The sequence below is a fragment of the uncultured Caballeronia sp. genome, from assembly GCF_964243625.1.
Taxonomy (GTDB): domain Bacteria; phylum Pseudomonadota; class Gammaproteobacteria; order Burkholderiales; family Burkholderiaceae; genus Caballeronia.
Genome location: NZ_CAXTGZ010000003.1, coordinates 18246 through 37764 on the forward strand (window position 1 = coordinate 18246; position 19519 = coordinate 37764).

A 19519-nucleotide genomic window follows, 5' to 3' on the forward strand; every position below is an offset into this window, starting at 1 on the left:
TGCGAAGAAAAAGGCTTTCGTCAAGCTGCCACCGCATCGTCCTTGCGCACGAACGCTTCGAAACTTTCCACGCGCATCGGGCGTGAAAAATAGAAGCCCTGATACGCGTGGCATCCCACGCTTGCAAGAAAATCACGCTGCGCCGGTGTCTCCACGCCTTCGGCAATCACGCCGAGTCCGAGACTTTGTGCAAGCGCCACGATCGTGCGTGCGATGGCGGCGTCGTTGGGATCGACGAGAACATCGCGCACGAACGATTCATCGATCTTCAACTGATCGAGCGGCAAGCGCTTCAGGTATGACAGCGAGGAATACCCGACGCCGAAATCATCGAGCGAAAACACCACGCCCTTCGCCTTGAGCGTCCACATCTTCTGCACGATGTCCTGCATGTTGTCCACCAGCAGGCTCTCGGTGAGTTCGAGCTTCAGGCGATCCGGATGCGCGCCGGTCTTGCGGATGATCGTCAGCACCTTGTCCACGAAGTCCGGCTGGCGGAACTGCTGGGCGCTGACGTTCACGGCCATGGTCAGGTGCGCCATTTCGGGTTGCTCCATCCATTGCGCCAATCGTGTGCACGCGCTTTCCAGCACCCAGTCCCCGAGCGCCAGGATCAGGCCGGTTTCCTCCGCGAGCGGAATGAACTCGGCCGGCGGCACAAGCCCCTTTTCCGGATGCTGCCAGCGCACCAGCGCTTCGGCACCTATGACACGGTAGCTGTCCGTCGTGTTGTCGATCACGCCGTCGGTCACTTGCGCCTGGTAGTGCAGGACGAACTGATCACCTTCGATCGCGCGGCGCAATCCCGCTTCGAGCGTCGCGCGTTCGATCACGGCCGTCTGCATGGCGGGATCGAAGAAACACATTGCGTTGCGGCCGCGTTCCTTCGACTTGTACATGGCGAGGTCGGCCTGCTTCAGCAGTTCGTCGATGACCGTGTGATGTCCCGAGAACAGCGTCGCCCCGATGCTCGCCGTGCTGCGATATTCGACGTCGTCGAGATGGTACGGGTTGCCGAGAACAGCGAGAATGCGCTCGCCGATGATCTCCGTCTCGTTCGCCGCTTCCTGCGGGTTTTCATGCAGGCTACCGAGCACCACGACGAACTCGTCGCCGCCCACGCGCGCCACCGTATCGCTGCGGCCGACGCTCGCCGCAAGCCTTCCCGCCGCTTGTTGCAGCAGCGCGTCGCCCTTGTCGTGGCCAAGGGTATCGTTGAGCGTCTTGAAGTGATCCAGGTCGATGAACAGCAGCGCGCCGCATGTCTTCTTCTGCGTGCTGAGTGCGATGGCTTGCGTGAGGCGATCGATCAGCAGTGTGCGGTTCGGCAGGCGGGTGAGGGCGTCGAAGAAGGCGAGTTCGCGAATCCGTTCCTCCGCGATCTTGCGCTCGGTGATGTCGTGATGCGCGCCCACGTAATGGCTGACCACGCCGTCCGCGCCCGTCACGGCCGAGATGCTCAGCCATTTCGGATACACCTCGCCATTCTTGCGGCGATCCCAGATTTCGCCTTGCCAGCCGCCCACGCGGTTGATCGATTCCCACATCTCTCGGAAGAAGGCGGCGTCGTGCCGGCCGGACTGAAGCATGCGCGGCGTCTTGCCGACGAGTTCCTCCGCGCTGTAACCCGTGCATTCGATAAACGCCGAATTGACGCGCAGGATCCTGGTATTGGCGTCGGTAACCATCATGCCTTCCAGCGAATCGAATGCAACCGCCGCAATACGCAACTCGGACTCAGCCTGCTTGCGCTCGGTGATATCGCGCCCGCTCGTGCGAAAGCCCGTGAAGACGCCTTTGGCGTCGGTGATCGGCACCCACGAAACCGACAGCCACACAATCGACCCGTCCTTGCGCACGCAGCGGAATTCGAGGTCATGACCACGATGCCCCTGCAGCCCCTTCTTGAATTCCGGCGCGACCCGCGGCATGTCTTCCGGATGGATCAGCGTGGCGGCGAAGTCGGACATGGCCATGCATTCTTCGACGGTATAGCCCGTGTATTGCCTGACCGACGGATTGATCCAGCGCGGCTTGCCGTCCGGTCCCCACCAGACTTCCCAGTTGACGGTGCAATCGGCGATGGCGCGAAACTTCTCTTCGCTTTCGCGCAATTCGCGCGTCATGGTGGAAGCAAGGCGCATCGCGCGTCCGTGGCCGGTCACGAGCAACCACGCGAGCAAGGCCAGCGTGATGCTCAGCCCCGTGCCCGTGATCGCGATGATCCATTGCGCGTTGCGCCCGAATCCGGTCTTGAACCCGTCTTGCGTGGCGAGGGACAGCGTCCAGTTATGGCCCGCTACCACGAGATATTCGCTGGCGGAGATCGTCTCTGCCGGAGGTTTCCTGCCGGTATCGGGCGATCGATAGAGCAACGCTGCAGCCGACGGCTCGACGCCGTCGTAGATGGCGAGCGACAGGCCGCGCGGCTGCTCGCCGTAGAGGCTTGCAATCACATCGCTCATTCGAAACGATGCATATACCCAGCCCGCCAGATGCGCCCGGCGCTGCGCAACGTTGTCCTGCGACTGGCCGCGCGTATAAACCGGCACGTACATGATGAAACCGGGCTGCGCGTCGGGGCCGTCGTCGACTGCGAGCCTGACCTTGCCCGATATCACGGCCATGCCCGAGTCGCGCGCCTTTTCCATGGCCAGACGGCGCACCGGATCGGTCCAGGTGTCGAAGCCGAGCGGCGTGCGGCGGTTGCCGCCAACGTTCGGCTCGCGCTGGACGATCGGTGCGTAGTCGTCGCGGTCACCTTGCGGTGCGATGCCGTAGTGGCCGAGGCCATCCATGACCATGGCCGCGACATGTGCGTCCTTCTGCGCCGCCGATACCCACTTCACGACGCCTATTGCCTGGATGCCGGAGAAGTTCGCGTCGAGATTGAGCGCGCTGACATAGTCGCGCACGTTGTCGCGGCCGACATTGCCGCCGGCGGCAAAGAGGCCCTGCACGCCGTGCAGCATCTGCTCGTAGGCGGCCATGCGCTGTTCTACACGGCTCACCGCGTCGCCGAGCGAGAAGTCGAACTGGGACAGCAACTCGCGCCGCGACGCTTGCTGTTCGTGATCCCACACGGCCCACGTGACGCTCAGCGCGGCAAAGAGGACAAGTAGCGGAATCAACAGCGGGACCAGCCGATGCAGCGACTGCGGCGAGAGGCCGGCACGAACCCAGCGGCGCGCCCGGGTCACTGCGGCGCCTTGAAATCGACCATGGCCTGCGCCAGATCGGGTTTGAAATACTTGCGGAAGATCCGCAGCACTGTGCCATCCGCGCGCATCTGGTTCACCAGCGCGCGCCACTTCGCCTGCTCATCGGGCGAAAGCGCTTTTTTCGACATGATCAAACCGTGCGGCACGGCAGGATCATTGAATTCGATGACCGTGGTGACATCGCGAATACGTTTTTCTTCGAGCGCGGGGTAATCGAAGGGCTCCATGATCATGCCCTGAATGCGGCGGTTGATCAGCGCTTCATAGAGAGGTTCGAGGCCGCCCGCCTGACTGACGCGATTTTTGGCCGCGAGTGTATCGACGAGTTTGTTGGCGGAATCGCTATAGCGGAAACTCCGGATGACGCCGAGCTGAAACTGGTCGCTGCGTTCGAAATCCGCCAGACGGTGCATGCCGGAATCTTTTCGGACGAGGAGATAATATTTATCGGTGAAATACCACGCAAACGTTGCAAAGCGATTGCGCTCTGCATTCGCAATGCCGGACAAGCTGAAGTCGAGCGCGCCGGATTCAATCAATTGCCAGATGCGCGCACGCGACATCAGGCTCACGTTGACCCTGCAGCCGCTGCGGCGAATGAGTTCATCTGCAAAGTCCTTGTCGATACCGGTGTCGGTATCGGCGGAATAAAGCAGACCGTGATCGTGCAATGCGAGCGTAAAGGGCCGGGAGCAATCGGGACCCGCCGCGACTGCGTTGCTCGTAGTCGCGCTCACTGTCGCCACCAGGCAGAAGAGCTTGAGCAGCATGCCGCCAAGACCATTTCTGATCACTGTGTCTCCATGGTGAATGAGTTGACCAAGAGCGCATCGGCTCAATGAGGCCCGGACGCTTCTTTGTTTAGCTAAGTGATTGACGTGTTCGTTTAGCAGATTTGCCGACAGGATGACACATCGGGCAGGCGAGAGTTTATTCGCAAATCGAAGGCACTTACGTTTGACGCCACGCAGTTTGATTAATTAATTATTCTAAGCAGGCTTGGTGATCCGGACTCGCGTGCGGGATGCGGTCCAGGATTGGCTGATCTGGCGCTTTTGATTCGCGGTCAAATGATGAACTGCGGTCAAATAATGAACTGCGTAAAAGGCGCGGGCTTGAGCGCCCGCGCTTCTCGTACTACTTGGAAGTGCTGCGAGGGTTATTCGCTGCTGGTCCATTCCACGTTCGCACCCACTGAGCGCAGGTTTTCGACGAATCGCGGATGCGCGCGCCGGATCGGCAGCGCGTTGGTGATTTCCGAGCGGCCTTCAATACTTGCGGCAACCATCAGCAGCGCAATCGCCACGCGAATGATGTACGGGCTCTCCACTTTGGCCGGCGTAAGCGTGAGGCCGCCAAACGTGATCAGCCGATGCGGGTCCGACAGGAACACGTGCGCGCCGAACTTCGACAGTTCGCCGGACCAGCCCATGGCGCCGTCGTAGACCTTGTTCCAGAACATGGCGCTGCCTTCCGCCTTCACGCCGAGGGCGATGAAAATCGGCAGCAGGTCGACCGGGAGATACGGCCACGGCGCCGCTTCGACCTTGGTCAGGATGTTCTGCGTGAATGGCCGGCGCACGCGCAAGGGGCCATCGCGAACGGTGCGCGACCAGCCGTTGCTGTGCTCCACGTGTACACCGAATTTCGCGAAGGTCCGGTCGATCAGCGGAAACTGTTCCGGCGCCGTGTTCTTCACCGCAATATCACCGCCCGTGATAGCGCCGAGCGCGAGGAACGTGGCGATTTCATGAAAGTCTTCGCTGAAACGAAATTCGCCGCCGCCCAGTTTCTTGCCGCCGGTCACGGTGATGCGTGATGTTCCAATGCCGTCGATCGCCACGCCGAGCATCGCGAGAAAACGGCAGAACTCCTGCACGTGAGGCTCCGATGCCGCGTTGACCAGCGACGACGTGCCATTCGCGGATGCCGCGCAAAGCACGAAGTTCTCGGTCGTCGTCACCGATGCATAGTCGAACCAGTGATCATTCGCGGTCATCTGCGATTCGACGCGAACGATCAGCGAGTCCGTCGTGCGCTCGATGCGCGCGCCGAAACGCTCGAATACCTCGACGTGCGGGTCGATCTCGCGCACACCCAACGTGCAGCCTTTTACGTCATTCTCCAGACGCGCGACGCCGAAGCGTGCAAGCAGCGGCGGCACCAGCATGATCGATGAACGCATCTCTTCCGGCAGCCGGTGTTCGACCGGATCGAACCGCGTGGCGTGATGGTGAAGCTGCAGGACGCCGGTCGTGAAGTCCATCGAAACGCTGCTGCCGAGCATGCGGAAAATGTCGAGGATCTTCTTGACGTCGGTGATGTCCGGAACGCCTATAAGCCGCAATGGCTGGTCGGTCAGAAGGGTGGCGCAGAGAATGGGCAGGACGGCGTTCTTGTTGGCGGACGGGGTGATTTCACCGCGCAGCGCAATGCCGCCGTGGACGATCAGGTTGGACATGTATGGGTGCCAGGCGTTTGAGAGCAAGGCGCATATGATGCCACCGCGTGCAACGTTTGCCGTCATGGGCCAGTCAATTTCGATGTCGATGTGTGCATGGCACGACATCTTGAGGTGCTTTTCAGAATCCGTACCCGGCCCCTATTTTCAGTCGCTTGCAGCCAGCGCTTTATTGTTAAGCAAAGCGTCGATGCGTTCGCGGTTTGCATCGCCCCAAGCGCATAACGGCATCAGTGCACGGGCGAGCGTCAACCCGAATTCGGTCATCTGATAGTCGACTCTCGGTGGAATCTCGCCGTAGTCACGCCGCATGATGACGCCATCTTCTGCGAGTTCGCGTACTTGCTGGATCAGCACTTTCTCGCTGATGCCGGCGACGAGCCGCTTGAGCTCGCCGAAACGCCGCGGGCCGCCATTCAGATGAAACAGGACGATCGGTTTCCACTTTCCGCCGATTACCGATAACGCGACCTCGAGCCCACAACTGAAAGAACGGGTTTCCATGATGCCTTGGCACATACCTTTAGGTAGGTACTAGCATAACAGAATGTACCCGCCCATAATGAATTCTCCAACTCATTAAAGGAGAACTCACATGGGCAAGCTCACAGGAAAAGTCGCGGTGATCACGGGCGCGAACAGCGGTATTGGTCTCGCCACGGCAAAGCGTTTCGCCGAGGAGGGCGCGCGCGTGTTCATGAGCGGACGGCGTCAGCAGGAACTCGACGCAGCAGTCGCGGAAGTGGGCGCGAACGCGCGCGGCATCCAGGGCGACGTATCGAAACTTGCTGACATTGACCGGTTGTTCGAGGTCGTCAAAAGCGAGGCGGGCAGTATCGATATCCTCTTCGCCAACGCAGGCGGCGGCGAATTTGCAGCGCTCGGCGAGATCACGGAAGAGCACTTCGACAAGACCTTCGACACCAACGTCAAGGGCACGCTCTTCACCGTGCAGAAGGCGTTGCCGCTGTTGAGGGACGGCAGCTCGATCATCTTGACCGGATCGACCACGGAAGTAACAGGAGGGGCATCGTTCAGCGTTTATAGCGCGACCAAGGCCGCGATCCGCAATTTCGCCCGAAGCTGGATTGTCGACCTCGCGCCGCGCAAGATCCGCGTCAACGTGCTGGTTCCCGGCGCGACATCGACGCCTGGCTGGCATGGCCTCGCGACCACGCAGGAAGCCAGCGACGAGATGATCAAGTACGTGCAATCGGTCACGCCGCTCGGACGTCTCGCCAAGCCCGAAGAGACTGCAAATGCAGCACTTTTCCTCGCCTCCGATGAAAGCAGTTTCGTAACGGGCAGCGAACTTTTCGTCGATGGCGGCTCGGCGCAAATTTGACGCGGAGCGACCCCAGGGCGCTTCAGTAGCGGTATCATGACTGCTGTATATGCATACAGTGATCATGAGCGATCCGACTTCCCTGCAACCTGCGAATTTTCAGCGCCGGTTTTATTACCTCCTGAATTTCGAGCGCGCGCTCCAATGGCTTGCGGATCGTTACGACGACCTCTGGGCTGAAGACGAGCGCGTTTTCCTGCGCGAATTTGCGGCGTTGCCGCTGGCGTCGCGGGCGTTGCTGGTTCGCATGCTGATGCGCGTGGGACCGCATTTCCGCGCAAGCAAACTGCTCTACGATGAAATCGGATGCCCGCTCGAAGCGCTCGCGCCGCTCAGCGCGCTCGGTTGGGTGGACGCAAATCCGCCGCTTACGCTCGACCAGGTCTTCGGTCTTCACACCAAACCCGAACTGACGAAGATCTTCTCGCTAAATCCGGCCGCCGCGAGCGCGCGCAAGTCCGAGCTACAGGAATCGCTTTCGTTCCTGCATCCCGGCGAGCGGGTTTATCGCGAATGGCATCCGGGTGCATGCGACGTCGTCATGCGTTTGAATGTGACCGCGTTATGCGAGCGCCTGAGGCTCATGTTCTTCGGCAATTTGCGCCAAAGCTGGGCCGAGTTCGTACTCGCGGACCTCGGGATCGTGCGGTACGAGCGGGTCTTGCTCGAACGGTCGTCGCGCGCTTTCCAAACCCGCGCGGATATCGATGTGTTCCTGGCCGTGCATGCATACCGCGACATGCTCGATACCATCGATGACGTGCCGTCCATCGAAGCCATGATTCCCGAGATCGAAGCACTGGCTTGCGATCACGGCTGGCTGGACCAGCGCCGGCAAAAACTGTTGTATCGCGTGGGGCAGTACTGCGAGCGGCTTCGTCACTGGGATACGGCATTGGCCGCTTACAGGTCGTGCGCGTTTCCGGGCGCGCGGCACCGGCGCATGCGTGCGCTGGAACAGGCGGGTTTTTACACCGATGCATACGTCCTGGCGCTTCAGGCGTGCAGCGAGCCCGAAAGCGAAGAGGAAGCGCAACGCGTCGGGCGCATGTTGCCACGGCTTCGGCGCAAGCTCGGGCTTCCCATCGAGCCCGTGGGCAGGGCGCGACCCGTTGAACGTATCGATGTTGTCCTGCCAATGCCGGCCCGACCTGCTTCGGTAGAAATGATCGTTCGCGATGCACTCAGCGAACCGGGCGCGGGCGTGCATTACGTCGAGAACACATTGATCAATTCGCTCTTCGGGCTGCTTTGCTGGGACGCGATCTTCATGCCGCTGCCGGGCGCATTTTTCCATCCGTTCCAGCGTGGTCCCGCGGATCTCCATTCGCCGGGCTTTCATGCGGCACGGCGCGACGCGTTCGACCAATGCCTTGCTTTACTCGATACCGCTCAGCACGAGCACGTGATCCGGTCGGCGTTTGAATTGAAGGCGGGCGTTCAATCTCCTTTCGTTCATTGGGGAATGCTGACAGCCGAACTGCTGGAGCAGGCGCTGCTTTGCTTGCCCGCCGCACATATGAAGTTGTGGTTTCGCAGGCTTTTGCAGGATATCGGCGCGAACCGGACGGGGTTTCCGGACCTGATCCGCTTCTGGCCGCAACAGAGGCGCTACGAAATGATCGAGGTGAAGGGGCCGGGGGACCGTCTGCAGGATAACCAGACGCGCTGGCTCGCGTACTGCGCGGCGCACGATATGCCGGTGCGCGTCGTTCATGTGAGATGGGCGGAGACGCAGTGCGATCCCGCAAGTGAGAGCGGCGCCATTAGCGAGCAGCTGTGCTAAACACTTTACTGCGAGAGCATATGAAAATAATTGAACTTCACGATGTTGCATCCGATCTGTCCAGGCAAATTTATGCAGCTTGCAATGGTGAGCAATTTCTTATCACGAAAGGCGGCAAGGCTGTTTTAATGCCGGTCCCGTTCAAGCAGCCAACGATTCGCCGTTTCGGTAGCTTTAAAGGGCGGATACGGATCGCCGCCGACTTCAATGAACCGGTCCACTTCAGCAAATAATTAAGCACTCGGTACATCTGCGTCGGTTTTTTTCGCGATCAAAGTGGCTTTCCCTGCACTTCTCTCGTTAGACCCGCGCTATTGGAGAGCGCAAAATACGCAAGTCGAGAACTTAGCCGGGTCCGGAAAAATATGGCGCTTAACACGTTTGGCGGACTGTGGGATTCAGTCGGGCGCCACCGCAGCAGTGTTGTCCTGCGCCTGCTCGCAACGGTTTTTCTGTTTAGCTGCATGGTGACGTTGACGCTCACGGCGCTGCAGCTTTATCGCGACTATGACCGGGGCATGGCGCTGATCGAAAGCAGGCTCGCGCAGATCAACGAGAGTTATCGCGGCAGCTTGGGCGAAGCGCTCTGGCGTCTCGATCGCCCGCAACTCGAGCTGCAGCTCGACGGCATTCTCCGTCTGCCCGATATCCGGATTGCCGAAGTCACCGAGATCATCGCGAGCGATACGTCCATGGTCGTCGCCGCAGGCGAGCGCACGCTGGGGCCGGTGATCGTGCGGAGCTTCCCTGTCGTGTATCGGATTCAAGGTCACGAAGAAATGATCGGCACGTTGAAAGTGGAGGCGACGCTCACGAACCTGTACCGCGAGCTGTATAAAACCGCGCTGGTCATCTTGCTGAGCCAGGCGGCGAACACGTTCATCGTCACGCTCTTCACGTTCTATATTTTTTCGCGTCTCGTGACGCGGCATCTCGCGGTGGTGGCGCGGCGCGTAGAGAGCTACGACTTCCGGCAAGCGCCGCAAGCCTTTGCGTTGCAACGCAAACCGCCGCGTCATCCGGACGAACTCGAGCGCGTGGTGGCATCGTTCCATGCAATGTCGGCACGGCTTTATCGTGCGTATATCGATGAACGCGAAGCCGCCGAAGGCCGTGAAGCGCGGCATGCAGCGGAAGCGGCCAATCGTGCGAAGTCCGAGTTCATTGCCAACATGAGTCACGAATTGCGCACGCCGCTCAACGGCATTCTTGGCTACGCGCAGGTGCTGAGCCGCGATCCGGCCTTGAACGAGCGCCAGCGCGATGGACTCGGCGTGATCCAGCGCAGCGGCGAACATCTGCTGGCGCTGATCAACGACGTCCTGGACATCGCGAGGATCGAGGCGGGGAAGGTGCCCTTCGATATCGTCGCCGTGCCGCTTGCGGGTTTGCTCAACGATATTCGCGAGATCATCGGCGTGAAGGCGGAGCAGAAAGACCTGGTATTTGTCTGCAACGCCGCGCGGGGTGTGCCCGAGGCCGTACGTGCCGATGAACGGCGGCTACGGCAAGTGTTGCTTAATTTGCTCGCCAACGCGGTGAAGTTCACCGACCACGGCAGCGTGACCTTGCGCGTGGCAACGCTCGTGGATGGCCGTGTTCGATTCACGGTGGAGGACACAGGCATCGGTATTGATGAGGCGCAACGCGAGCTGATCTTCGAGCCCTTCGAGCAAAGCGGCGACGAACAACGGCAGCGTGGCGGCGCGGGGCTTGGACTCGGCATCAGCCGGCAACTCATGCGCGCGATGGGCAGTGAAATCTTCGTCGAGAGCTGCAAGGGAGAGGGCAGCACATTCTGGTTTGAACTCGATGCGGCCACGCCGGCTTGGCTTGTCGTGCGATCGCCGACGGTGCCCGCGCGGGTGATCACGGGCTACGCGGGCGCGCGCAGAACGGTGCTCGTGATCGATGATGCGCCCACGAATCGCGCGGTGGCCGCCGTCATGCTGGGGCACATCGGTTTCGCGGTGCTCGAAGCGGAAAGCGGCGCGGAGGCGGTCGAGATCGCCCGGCGGACCACCCCGGACCTGGTTCTCACCGACGTGATCATGGGCGGCCTGGACGGGCTGCAGACCATTCATCGCCTGCGTCTCATGCCGGGAATGAGCGAGGTCCCGGTAATCGCTATGTCCGCAAGTCCTTCCGGCGGCGACGAACCACGCAGCCTCGCTGCGGGCGCGAATGCGTTTATCGTCAAGCCGCTTCATCTCGACACGCTGCTGCACAAGATCGCGTCGGTGACCTCGATTGAATGGATCCATGCGCCAACGGCGATTATCGAGCCGCCTGGGACCTTTAGCGCGCCAATGCCATATATTCCTTTGCCGCTTGACGAACTCGAAGTGTTGCATCGCCTGGCGCGGCAAGGGAACATGCGTGAAATCGTGCTGTGGGCCGAACGCATCACGCATCTGGACGCCCGTTACGGCGCGTTTGCAGCGGAGCTGCGCGCGCTGGCGAAGGGGTATCGGACGAAGGCAATCGTGCAGTTCGTGGAACAGCATCTTGAAGGGAGACACGCGTCATGAGCGATACGGCAACAGTGGCGGTCGAGGCGCCCGCGGTCCTGATCGTGGACGACATGCCGGCGAACCTGAGCGTCATGGTCGAGAGCCTGGAAGACCAGGGGTATCGCGTGCTGGTTGCACTCGACGGGCTTGAGGCGCTGGAACGCGCAGCGTTCTCGCAACCCGACCTGATTTTGCTGGATGTGAAGATGCCCGGCATCGATGGTTATGAAACCTGCCGGCGCCTGAAAGCGAACAGCGATACGAACGAGATTCCCGTGATCTTCATGACGTCCATGTCGGCGGCCGCCGATGTCGTGGAAGGGCTCGCGGCGGGCGGCGTGGATTACGTCACGAAACCCATTCGCGTCGATGAAGTGGTTGCGCGCATTGGTACGCATCTGTCATTGCGCACGTTGCAGCGACAACTCGTCACGCGCAACCTGCAATTGCAGCATGAGATAGCGGTGCGTCAGGAAACCGAGCGCAAGCTATGCGAAGCACGCGATGAACTCGAGGCGCGCGTTGCGCAACGAACCGAGGAACTCGCGCGGGCCAACCTGAGCCTGAATCTCGAGATCATCGAACGTAAAGATGTCGAGGCGCGGCTCAAGCAAAGCGAAGCGCGCTTTCGTGCGATCGTTGAAACGAGTCCGGTGCCGTTGTGCATCACGTCCATGCCGCAAGGCGAGATTCTTTACATGAACCAGCCTTTTCGAAGGCTCTTTTCATTCGATGAGGCGCAGACAACGGGCAACATCGTCGACTTTTATGGAGCGCCGGGTGAGCGCGATCCGGTTGTTTGCAAATTGCGCAGCGAGGGCAATCTGCATAACACCGAACTGCGCTTCAGGCGGCCCGACGGCACGTCGTTCTGGGCCGTGGCGAATGCCCGCGTTGCAACCTACGACGACGTTCCCGCCATCTATGTAGGCCTCTACGACATCACCGCGCGCAAAGCAGCCGACGAAAAACTGCGCGCAAGCGAGGCGAGTCTCGCGAACGCGCAGCGCCTTGCGCGCCTGGGCGACTGGGCGTGGGACAGCGCGCGAGGGGTCACGCACTGGTCGTCGGAAATTTACCGGATCCTCGGTGTTGTCTGCTCGCAGGTGAAGCCGTGCTACAGCGCTTACCTCGCAGCGGTTCATCCCGACGACCATGCCGCCTTCAGGCGGGCGGTGCGCGTGCTGATGTGCACGGGGAAGCCGTTTGGTATCGATCATCGTATTGTCGGACCCGATGGCGCCACGCGGATCGTGCGGCTGCAAGCGGAACATATCCAGGCCGATGAGGGAAGTCCGTGGGGTATCGTTGGAACCGTTCAGGACATCACCGAGCGCAAGCGGACCGAAGAAGAACTGCTTGCGTCACGTGAGCGGTTGCGCGAATTATCGGCCTATCTCGAAGCGATCCGCGAGGAGGAAAGACGGCGCATCGCCATGGAAATCCACGACGAACTCGGACAGGTCCTGACCGCGCTGAAGATGGATGTTGCGCTGCTGAAGATGCGCCTCGTGGGTGATGCGAACGTCAAGGCAAACACCGATCCTGAAGCCACGCGCAAGATCGACGACATCCGCGAACTGGTCGAAAAGACGATCTGGATGGTGCGCAATGTCGCGAGTCATTTGCGGCCTGCTGCGCTCAATTTCGGCGTAGTCTCGGCGCTCGAATGGCTCGCCGAGGACTTCGCACGGCGTAACGGCATGCCATGCCAGCTCGTCGTGCGCGGTGGCGAACCCGTGCTTGCCGATGCGTTTTCCACCGCCGTATTTCGCATCGTCCAGGAGTCGCTGACGAACGTATCGCGGCATGCAGCGGCGTCGCGCGTGACCGTAACGCTGGTAAGCAGCGACGTCGCGCTCGATCTGCGCGTAAGCGATGACGGCAAGGGCTTCGACGCTGATTCCGCGCAAGGCGGTTACTCGTATGGCCTGCTCGGCATGAGCGAACGCGCGAGACTGATCGGCGGGACATTGCAGATAGACAGCGCGCCGGGCGCGGGAACCATGGTGTCGATTCACTTACCGCTCGACGGCGGACGGGAACAATGATCAGTATTTTCATAGCCGATGACCACGCAATCGTACGCAGCGGACTCAAGCAGATCGTTGCGACCACGACCGATATCCAGGTGGTTGGCGAAGCAGCGCACGGCGCCGATGTAGTGGACAAGCTGCGTGCCTGCCACGTCGATCTGCTGATGCTCGACATGACCATGCCCGGCATCAGCGGCGTGGACCTGATCCGGCGTGTGCGGGCCGAGCAGCCGGCGCTTCCCATTCTCGTGCTGAGCATTCACAACGAAGGGCAGGTCGTTTCGCGCGCGTTGCGTGCGGGCGCAACGGGTTATGTCACGAAGGACAGCGATCTCGAAGTGCTGCTTGCGGCCATTCGCAAGCTCGCTGCGGGCGGACGTTTCATCGATCCGAAACTAGTGGATGCGATCGTTTTCGATGCCCCATCGAACGACGGGCCACCGCACGAAATCCTGTCGGACCGCGAGTTCCAGGTGTTACGGATGCTGGCTGCGGGCAGCAGCATCAACGATATTGCCGACGCCCTCTCGCTCAGCGCCAAGACCATCAGCACACACAAGATGCGGTTCATGCAGAAGCTCGGCCTGAACAATAATTCGGAAATGATCCGATACGCAGTGAGGCACGGATTGGTGACCGAATAGCGATTGATTCGCCGTGTCAGGAAATCCTGATAGGAGAATCAGGAACCGCCTAGGGGAAAATCCGCTTCCGCCGACTGGCAAATCGAGGCCGAATATTTAATATGAAGCTGTATGAAACGATGCGCCCATATCAAACGCGTTCCAGCGCTGTATTTCCGTTTCATTCCCGATGTTCGCCTGGTTAAGTTGCGGAGATCCTATGGCCGATCGATCCGTAGTGGCTGAAGAGTTGATGCTGGTCGATTTGAAGGAGTGGATAAGTCTCTGGTACGACCGCTCCGTCGCCGCGAAATTCATCCGGCCGCCATTCCGGCTGGATGATCCGACCGCCGAGCGATTGCAAGGTTATTTTGAAGTAGGCCTGAGCCCGGACGATGCCGTACTGGCGTTTTTCGGCGTCATGCACTGAGTGTGCGTGTAGTCCAAGCCCTGACCGTCTCTCAGTTCTAGCCCATCCCTCGGAAGCTAGAATTTTCAAGCGCCATGCTCGCATGGCGCTTTTTTTTCGCCTTGGTTCTCCGGTTCTGCTAAAACGCCAAACCGTTCAAAAACAGGATCGATAATCTTTCGTTTGCATATCTTTAAATTACAAATTAGTAATAAAAATAGCCCAATGCTTCGTTGACTCGCAAGACTTCATTAAAAGCCCTAAGCCAACTTAGGGTATGCGCGGCATTCTATTTATCGCGGTTATTATTCTTTCTTTCGAAAAATGACAGGCCGAAACATATCGGCTTGATCGGCGTGCGGGCGCTCTGCGACTCCCGCGCCGCCAAAGCACCTCCTCCTCCCCACATCGAATGCCGTTCCACGGCAGCCGATGTCGTGTCTTCTCGAAACGCATGGTGGTTCGTGGTAACTGCGGCTCGTTTTATATTTGCGTTCCTGTCGCTTTATCGTCTTCAACCCTACGAACCTTTCCATGTCTATCAAGAAGAAAGCTTGTCGCGCACTCGTCATTGCCACCTCGCTTGCCGGCGCGCGCCCTTTGCTCGCGCAAGAGACGCCAGCCGCCGCGCCCGCGCCAGCGTCCACGTTGCCGGCGATCAATATCAACGCGCGGACGGACCGCACGACCTACGATACGAGCCGCTCGAAGACCGCGACCAAAACCAGCACCTCGCTCATGGATGTGCCGCAAACTGTCACCGTGGTGCCGCGCGCGCTCATCGAAGAACAGAACGCCACCTCGATTCAGCAGGCGTTACGCAACGTGCCCGGCGTGGGCTTCTCGGTCGGCGACGGGCAGCGTGATCAAGTCACGATTCGCGGGTTCAGCAGCATCACGGACCAATACGTCGATGGCATTCGCGACGACTCGCTGTACTACCGCGACCTCTCCAACGTGCAGAGCGTGGAGGTCTTGAAGGGACCCGCTGCGGTGCTGTACGGGCGCGGTTCAGCGGGCGGGCTGATCAACCGGACGCTGAAGAAACCCGAAGCCGATCCGCAGCAGGAAGTCGGTGTGTCGCTTGGAACCGAGGGCGAACGTCGTGGCGAATTCGATATTGGACTGAATGCAAACGACGCAGCACGTTTTCGCATAACGGGCGCCGGCGAGAACTCCAACAGCTTTCGCGATCAGTTCCAGTTAAACCGCCAGGCGATAGCGCCGTCGGCTCAATTCAAGCTCGATGCCAACACCACGCTCAATCTCGAAGCCGATTACCTGCATGACCGCCGAACCTCGGACCAGGGCCTGCCCGCTTATCTCGGGCGGCCGGTCGACGTGCCGCACAACACGTACTATGGCTCGGCGAATGCTGCGAACACGTCGTATAACGACATCACGGTGGAAAGCGCGACGGCGTCGCTGGACCACCGCTTCAACGACTCGCTGTCATTCCATGCAGCCGTACGCACGTATGACTTCTCGCTCGAGCGCAAGAACTACGTCAACTACGAACCGATCAAGACAGCCGCGAATCCGGTCGTGACGCTCGACGAGTCGACGCGTTTTCGCAACGATCATGGCGTTGACGGCATGTTCGAACTCACGCAGAAAGCCACGCTGTTCGGCATGAAAAACGAGGTCTTGTATGGCCTGGAATTATCGCAACAGCAAAAGTTCGACACCATCTACACGAACAAGAACGTCGCGACTTACAATCTCTTCAATCCGCAACAAATCGATCTTCCCGGCATTAAGCCCGGTACGCTTGCGAGCACCAATGGCTCGACCGTAATCGGCATTGCCGGGCTATATGCGCAGGACCTGATTTCGCTGACCGAACACTGGAAAGTGCTTGCCGGACTGCGCTTTGATTACATCGACCAGACGCGCCGCGACTATACGGCAGCGGGCGTGAACCTCGCGCGTACGGATCGTGCGTGGAGCCCGCGGGTGGGCTTGATGTACGAGCCGCTGGAGTGGGTGACGTTGTATGGCACATATAGCCAGTCGTTCTCGCCGCTGGCGGATACGCTCATCAGCAACGGCGTGGTCGCTAATGCGTCCACGCTCGAGCCGCAAAAGACCACGAGCTTCGAAGTGGGTTCGAAGTTAGACCTCGGCGGACACGCGAGCGCGAGCGTCGCGTTGTTCGACATGAAGCAGACCAACCAGCAGATCGCCGATCCGACGAATCCGTCGTTCTCGCTGCCTATCGGCACGCAGCATTCGCGCGGTGTGGAGTTGTCGTTTGCGGGGGAGGTCGCGCCGAAGTGGTCCGTGTTCGGCGGCTATACCTATTTGAACGGGAACGTGCAGGGTTCGCCGCAGGCAACCGCTGCAGGCATCTCGCTGCACGACAGCACCCCCGGTCTCTCGCCGCGGCATAGCGCGAGCATCTGGATCAAGCGCGATCTGCCTTACGGCTTTTACGTAGCGGGCGGCAGCCAGTTCCAGTCGGCGCGCTTCACGTCGGCAAGCGACCTGGTCACGTTACCGTCCTTCGTGACCTTCGACCTTGGCGCCGGTTATCACGGCAAGAAGGTCGACGTCACGTTGACGCTCGATAATCTCTTCAACCGCAACTACTTCATCTCCGCGCACGGCAACGCGGACATGAGCAACATGCCAGGCGATCCGCGCACCTTCACGGTGTCGGCGCGCTGGCGGATGTAATCGTTCGAAGCGGCAGCGCGATGCATTGCGCCGCCGCTTTTTGCGCGCTTGTTTATCCTCGGCCCACGAAGGGCATCTTCGCCGGCATGACCGTGTGGAACAGAATGTTTGCCTCCAGCGGCAAGCTCGCCATATAACGCACGGATTGCCCGACAATGTTCACATCGAGCATCGGCTCAGCGGCAATTTCTCCATTTGCCTGCGGCACACCCTTCGCCATGCGCGCGGCGAGATCGGTCTGCGCATTGCCAATATCGATCTGGCCCACCGCAATGTCGTACTTCCGGCCATCGAGCGAGGCGGATTTCGTCATGCCTTCAACAGCGTGTTTGGTCGCGGTGTACGCAATGGAATTGGGTCGCGGCGATGTCGCCGATATCGAACCGTTGTTGATGATCCGGCCGCCCATTGGCGTTTGCGCGCGCATCACGCGGAAAGCTTGCTGGATGCAATAGAACATGCCGTTGAGATTGATATCGATGACCGATTTCCACTGCTCGACGGTCCAGTCCTCGAACGGCCCCGGCGGGTTCGATACGCCCGCGTTGTTGAAGAGCAGATCGACGCGGCCATACGTGTCGACCGCTGTGGCGAACAGGTTCTTCACGGCTTCTGGATCCGCCACGTCGCAGGGGCAGGGCAGCACGCGGCTGCCATCGGGCGCGTCGCTGGCAAGCTGTTCGAGCGGTTCGATACGGCGTCCCGCGGCCACCACGGTCCAGCCGTCCTGCAGTAAAGCAAGCGATGCAGCGCGGCCAATGCCGGCTCCGGCGCCGGTGACAACGGCGATGCGTGCGCGACGGTCGGATTCTGAGTTCACGGCGATGTTCTCCTGAGTGGGTCTCTGTTTATTGAATGGCGAAATGGAAAACGTAAGGTACTGCACATAAGCAGATGATCGCTTTATTTTCACATCGCTGCAGGGCTTGGGCAAGAATCGGCTTTACATTGGACCTTTGACCACCCAAAAAAAGCGGGGGAATGACGAACCTGGTGTTCGTCATTCCCCCGCTCATAGCTCACGTCCTGCAGTTGTTCTTACCAGCTGAACTTGTACCCGACCTGACCAAACACACCCCGGCGATAATCACCGCCAATGTTGCGCGAGTACTTCACGTTGGCATACATCTCCGACGACTTGCCCATGCTCGTGGTCAGTCCCACGCCGAGTTCGTACCACGTCTTCGAGAACGCACCGTTGAAGGTCGATCCGTCGACCGTCGTGTTGCCCGGCGTCAGGAAATCGCGCAGCACGTCGGCCGTGAAGTAAGGCGTCAATGCACCCGTCTTCGTGTCGTTGCTCAGGTTCGCCTTGAAGATGCGGAACCCGGCGCGGCCGCGCAGCGCGTTGCTCGATGTGCTGCCTACCGGCGAGATGCCATCGTTGAAACCATTCAGATGCAGGTACTGATACATCAACTGCGCCTGCGGTTCGATCGCAATCGTCGTCGAGCCGATCAGGAAAGGCTTGCCGACTTCGCCAGAAAGACCCGTGCCGTAGCCGTTCTGCGAAGCGCCGCCGCCGTAGACATCGCCGTACTTGTTGCGATAGTGGGTCAGTTGCGCGACGGCGTCGAAATAGCTGCCGTCCTTCAGGTACTTCGTCCAGTAGCCGCCGAGCGATTGTGCTTGCGTTTCCACTGAACCGGTCCCCGTACCGAGCGTCGGGTTCAGGCTGCGTGCGCTGTCTTCGAAAGTGGCCGAGGTCGAGCCGATCGTCAGCGTCACGCCGGCGTGCGTGCTGCCGCCTGCCGGGTTCGAAGCCAACGTCCAGTCCTTGCCGAATTGTGCGAAGAACGTGCGTTCATCGGCGGAGAAACGGTCGCCCGAATTGGCATCGAGGTTCTGGCCACCGATGCGTCCCCACACGCCGTTGTCGTGCGTGCCTTGCGCTTTCTCGAGATTGGCGATGTCACCCACGCGCTCATGCAGGCGGCTCAGGATCGCGAAACCGTAGTCGATGTTCAGCGACGGTGTCAGCGCATATCCGATGACAGCCGGACGGTACGCAATCGGAGCGGACGGCGTGGGCGTCGTGCCCGTGCCGCCAATCACTGCGGCGTCGTTGGGGGAAGCGGGCGTGGTTGTCACCGGCGGTGTCGTGGCCGGCGGCGTTGTTGCCGGGGGCGTTGTAACCGGCGGCGTCGTAACCGGAGGCGTCGTAACCGGAGGCGTCACAGGCGGCGTGACCGGAGTCGTGACGGGAGGCGTCACGGGCGGTGTCACAGGTGGCGTAACCGGCGGATTCTCCAGCGACGAACGCAGGTAGAAGTCGCTCGGCCGTCCTGTTCCGCCTTGATACAGCAGGTACTCATACGCGCCCGCCTGTACCGGCGCGGTCATATGGAACGTTCCGGATGCAGCCGTGCCGTTCACCTGCACGACCTTGATGCCATCGCCAACGGTCAGCGCGCCAAGGCCTGTCGGCTTCACGATTACGGTTGTA

At 60.3% G+C, this 19519-nt stretch carries 14 protein-coding genes; 8 read left to right on the plus strand and 6 right to left on the minus strand.

What is annotated here, in order from left to right:
• Positions 1-20: 20 nt before the first annotated feature.
• The 4 genes from ACFFAR_RS00470 to ACFFAR_RS00485 all read right to left on the minus strand — a co-directional run bounded on the left by ACFFAR_RS00470 (position 21) and on the right by ACFFAR_RS00485 (position 6186).
• Positions 21-3152 (minus strand): EAL domain-containing protein, encoded by a 3132-nt coding sequence (locus tag ACFFAR_RS00470; RefSeq protein WP_375507386.1) that lies wholly within the window; start codon positions 3150-3152, stop codon positions 21-23.
• Between the two features lie 44 nt (positions 3153-3196).
• Positions 3197-4015 carry a transporter substrate-binding domain-containing protein gene (locus ACFFAR_RS00475; RefSeq protein WP_174363601.1) on the minus strand — a complete coding sequence of 273 codons (819 nt, stop codon included), beginning with the start codon at positions 4013-4015 and terminating at the stop codon, positions 3197-3199.
• Between the two features lie 365 nt (positions 4016-4380).
• Positions 4381-5682: a UDP-N-acetylglucosamine 1-carboxyvinyltransferase gene (locus ACFFAR_RS00480; RefSeq protein WP_062002397.1), complete on the minus strand. Its 1302-nt coding sequence runs from the start codon at positions 5680-5682 to the stop codon at positions 4381-4383.
• Positions 5683-5829: 147 nt separating this feature from the next.
• Positions 5830-6186, minus strand: a complete 357-nt coding sequence (locus tag ACFFAR_RS00485; protein ID WP_062002013.1) for a helix-turn-helix domain-containing protein — start codon at positions 6184-6186, stop codon at positions 5830-5832.
• 91 nt (positions 6187-6277) lie between these two features.
• Here ACFFAR_RS00485 and ACFFAR_RS00490 point away from each other — a divergent pair, with 91 nt between their 5' ends.
• The 8 genes from ACFFAR_RS00490 to ACFFAR_RS00525 all read left to right on the plus strand — a co-directional run bounded on the left by ACFFAR_RS00490 (position 6278) and on the right by ACFFAR_RS00525 (position 17073).
• On the plus strand, positions 6278-7027 hold the full coding sequence (locus tag ACFFAR_RS00490; RefSeq protein ID WP_174363602.1) for an SDR family oxidoreductase: 750 nt from the start codon (positions 6278-6280) through the stop codon (positions 7025-7027).
• Between the two features lie 64 nt (positions 7028-7091).
• Positions 7092-8813, plus strand: a complete 1722-nt coding sequence (locus tag ACFFAR_RS00495; protein ID WP_375507378.1) for a VRR-NUC domain-containing protein — start codon at positions 7092-7094, stop codon at positions 8811-8813.
• A 20-nt stretch (positions 8814-8833) separates the two neighbouring features.
• Positions 8834-9046, plus strand: a complete 213-nt coding sequence (locus tag ACFFAR_RS00500) for a type II toxin-antitoxin system prevent-host-death family antitoxin (RefSeq protein ID WP_174363604.1) — start codon at positions 8834-8836, stop codon at positions 9044-9046.
• Between the two features lie 132 nt (positions 9047-9178).
• Positions 9179-11344: an ATP-binding protein gene (locus tag ACFFAR_RS00505; RefSeq protein WP_375507379.1), complete on the plus strand. Its 2166-nt coding sequence runs from the start codon at positions 9179-9181 to the stop codon at positions 11342-11344.
• Complete coding sequence (locus ACFFAR_RS00510; protein ID WP_375507380.1) at positions 11341-13377, plus strand: response regulator; 2037 nt, start codon at positions 11341-11343, stop codon at positions 13375-13377. Before ACFFAR_RS00505 ends, ACFFAR_RS00510 begins: the two co-directional genes overlap by 4 nt.
• Positions 13374-14006: a response regulator gene (locus tag ACFFAR_RS00515; RefSeq protein WP_174364908.1), complete on the plus strand. Its 633-nt coding sequence runs from the start codon at positions 13374-13376 to the stop codon at positions 14004-14006. The genes ACFFAR_RS00510 and ACFFAR_RS00515 overlap by 4 nt, the downstream gene beginning before the upstream one ends.
• 199 nt (positions 14007-14205) lie before the next feature.
• A complete protein-coding gene (locus tag ACFFAR_RS00520) occupies positions 14206-14415 on the plus strand; it encodes a hypothetical protein (RefSeq protein WP_075358419.1) in 210 nt (69 codons plus the stop codon).
• A gap of 513 nt (positions 14416-14928) precedes the next feature.
• Positions 14929-17073: a TonB-dependent receptor gene (locus ACFFAR_RS00525; RefSeq protein ID WP_375507381.1), complete on the plus strand. Its 2145-nt coding sequence runs from the start codon at positions 14929-14931 to the stop codon at positions 17071-17073.
• A gap of 52 nt (positions 17074-17125) precedes the next feature.
• Here ACFFAR_RS00525 and ACFFAR_RS00530 read toward each other — a convergent pair whose 3' ends face one another.
• Both ACFFAR_RS00530 and ACFFAR_RS00535 read right to left on the minus strand, forming a co-directional pair.
• On the minus strand, positions 17126-17893 hold the full coding sequence (locus ACFFAR_RS00530) for an SDR family NAD(P)-dependent oxidoreductase (protein WP_174364668.1): 768 nt from the start codon (positions 17891-17893) through the stop codon (positions 17126-17128).
• Between the two features lie 218 nt (positions 17894-18111).
• Positions 18112-19519: autotransporter outer membrane beta-barrel domain-containing protein (locus ACFFAR_RS00535; RefSeq protein WP_375507382.1), on the minus strand; the 1408-nt coding region annotated here is incomplete at its 5' end.

Coding starts and splice junctions, on each gene's coding strand:
- ACFFAR_RS00510 (WP_375507380.1), top strand. CDS start 11,341: ATGAGCGATACGGCAACAGTGGCGGTCGAGGCGCCCGCGGTCCTGATC.
- ACFFAR_RS00515 (WP_174364908.1), top strand. CDS start 13,374: ATGATCAGTATTTTCATAGCCGATGACCACGCAATCGTACGCAGCGGA.
- ACFFAR_RS00505 (WP_375507379.1), top strand. CDS start 9,179: ATGGCGCTTAACACGTTTGGCGGACTGTGGGATTCAGTCGGGCGCCAC.
- ACFFAR_RS00490 (WP_174363602.1), top strand. CDS start 6,278: ATGGGCAAGCTCACAGGAAAAGTCGCGGTGATCACGGGCGCGAACAGC.
- ACFFAR_RS00525 (WP_375507381.1), top strand. CDS start 14,929: ATGTCTATCAAGAAGAAAGCTTGTCGCGCACTCGTCATTGCCACCTCG.
- ACFFAR_RS00485 (WP_062002013.1), bottom strand. CDS start 6,186: ATGGAAACCCGTTCTTTCAGTTGTGGGCTCGAGGTCGCGTTATCGGTA.
- ACFFAR_RS00495 (WP_375507378.1), top strand. CDS start 7,092: ATGAGCGATCCGACTTCCCTGCAACCTGCGAATTTTCAGCGCCGGTTT.
- ACFFAR_RS00520 (WP_075358419.1), top strand. CDS start 14,206: ATGGCCGATCGATCCGTAGTGGCTGAAGAGTTGATGCTGGTCGATTTG.
- ACFFAR_RS00480 (WP_062002397.1), bottom strand. CDS start 5,682: ATGTCCAACCTGATCGTCCACGGCGGCATTGCGCTGCGCGGTGAAATC.
- ACFFAR_RS00500 (WP_174363604.1), top strand. CDS start 8,834: ATGAAAATAATTGAACTTCACGATGTTGCATCCGATCTGTCCAGGCAA.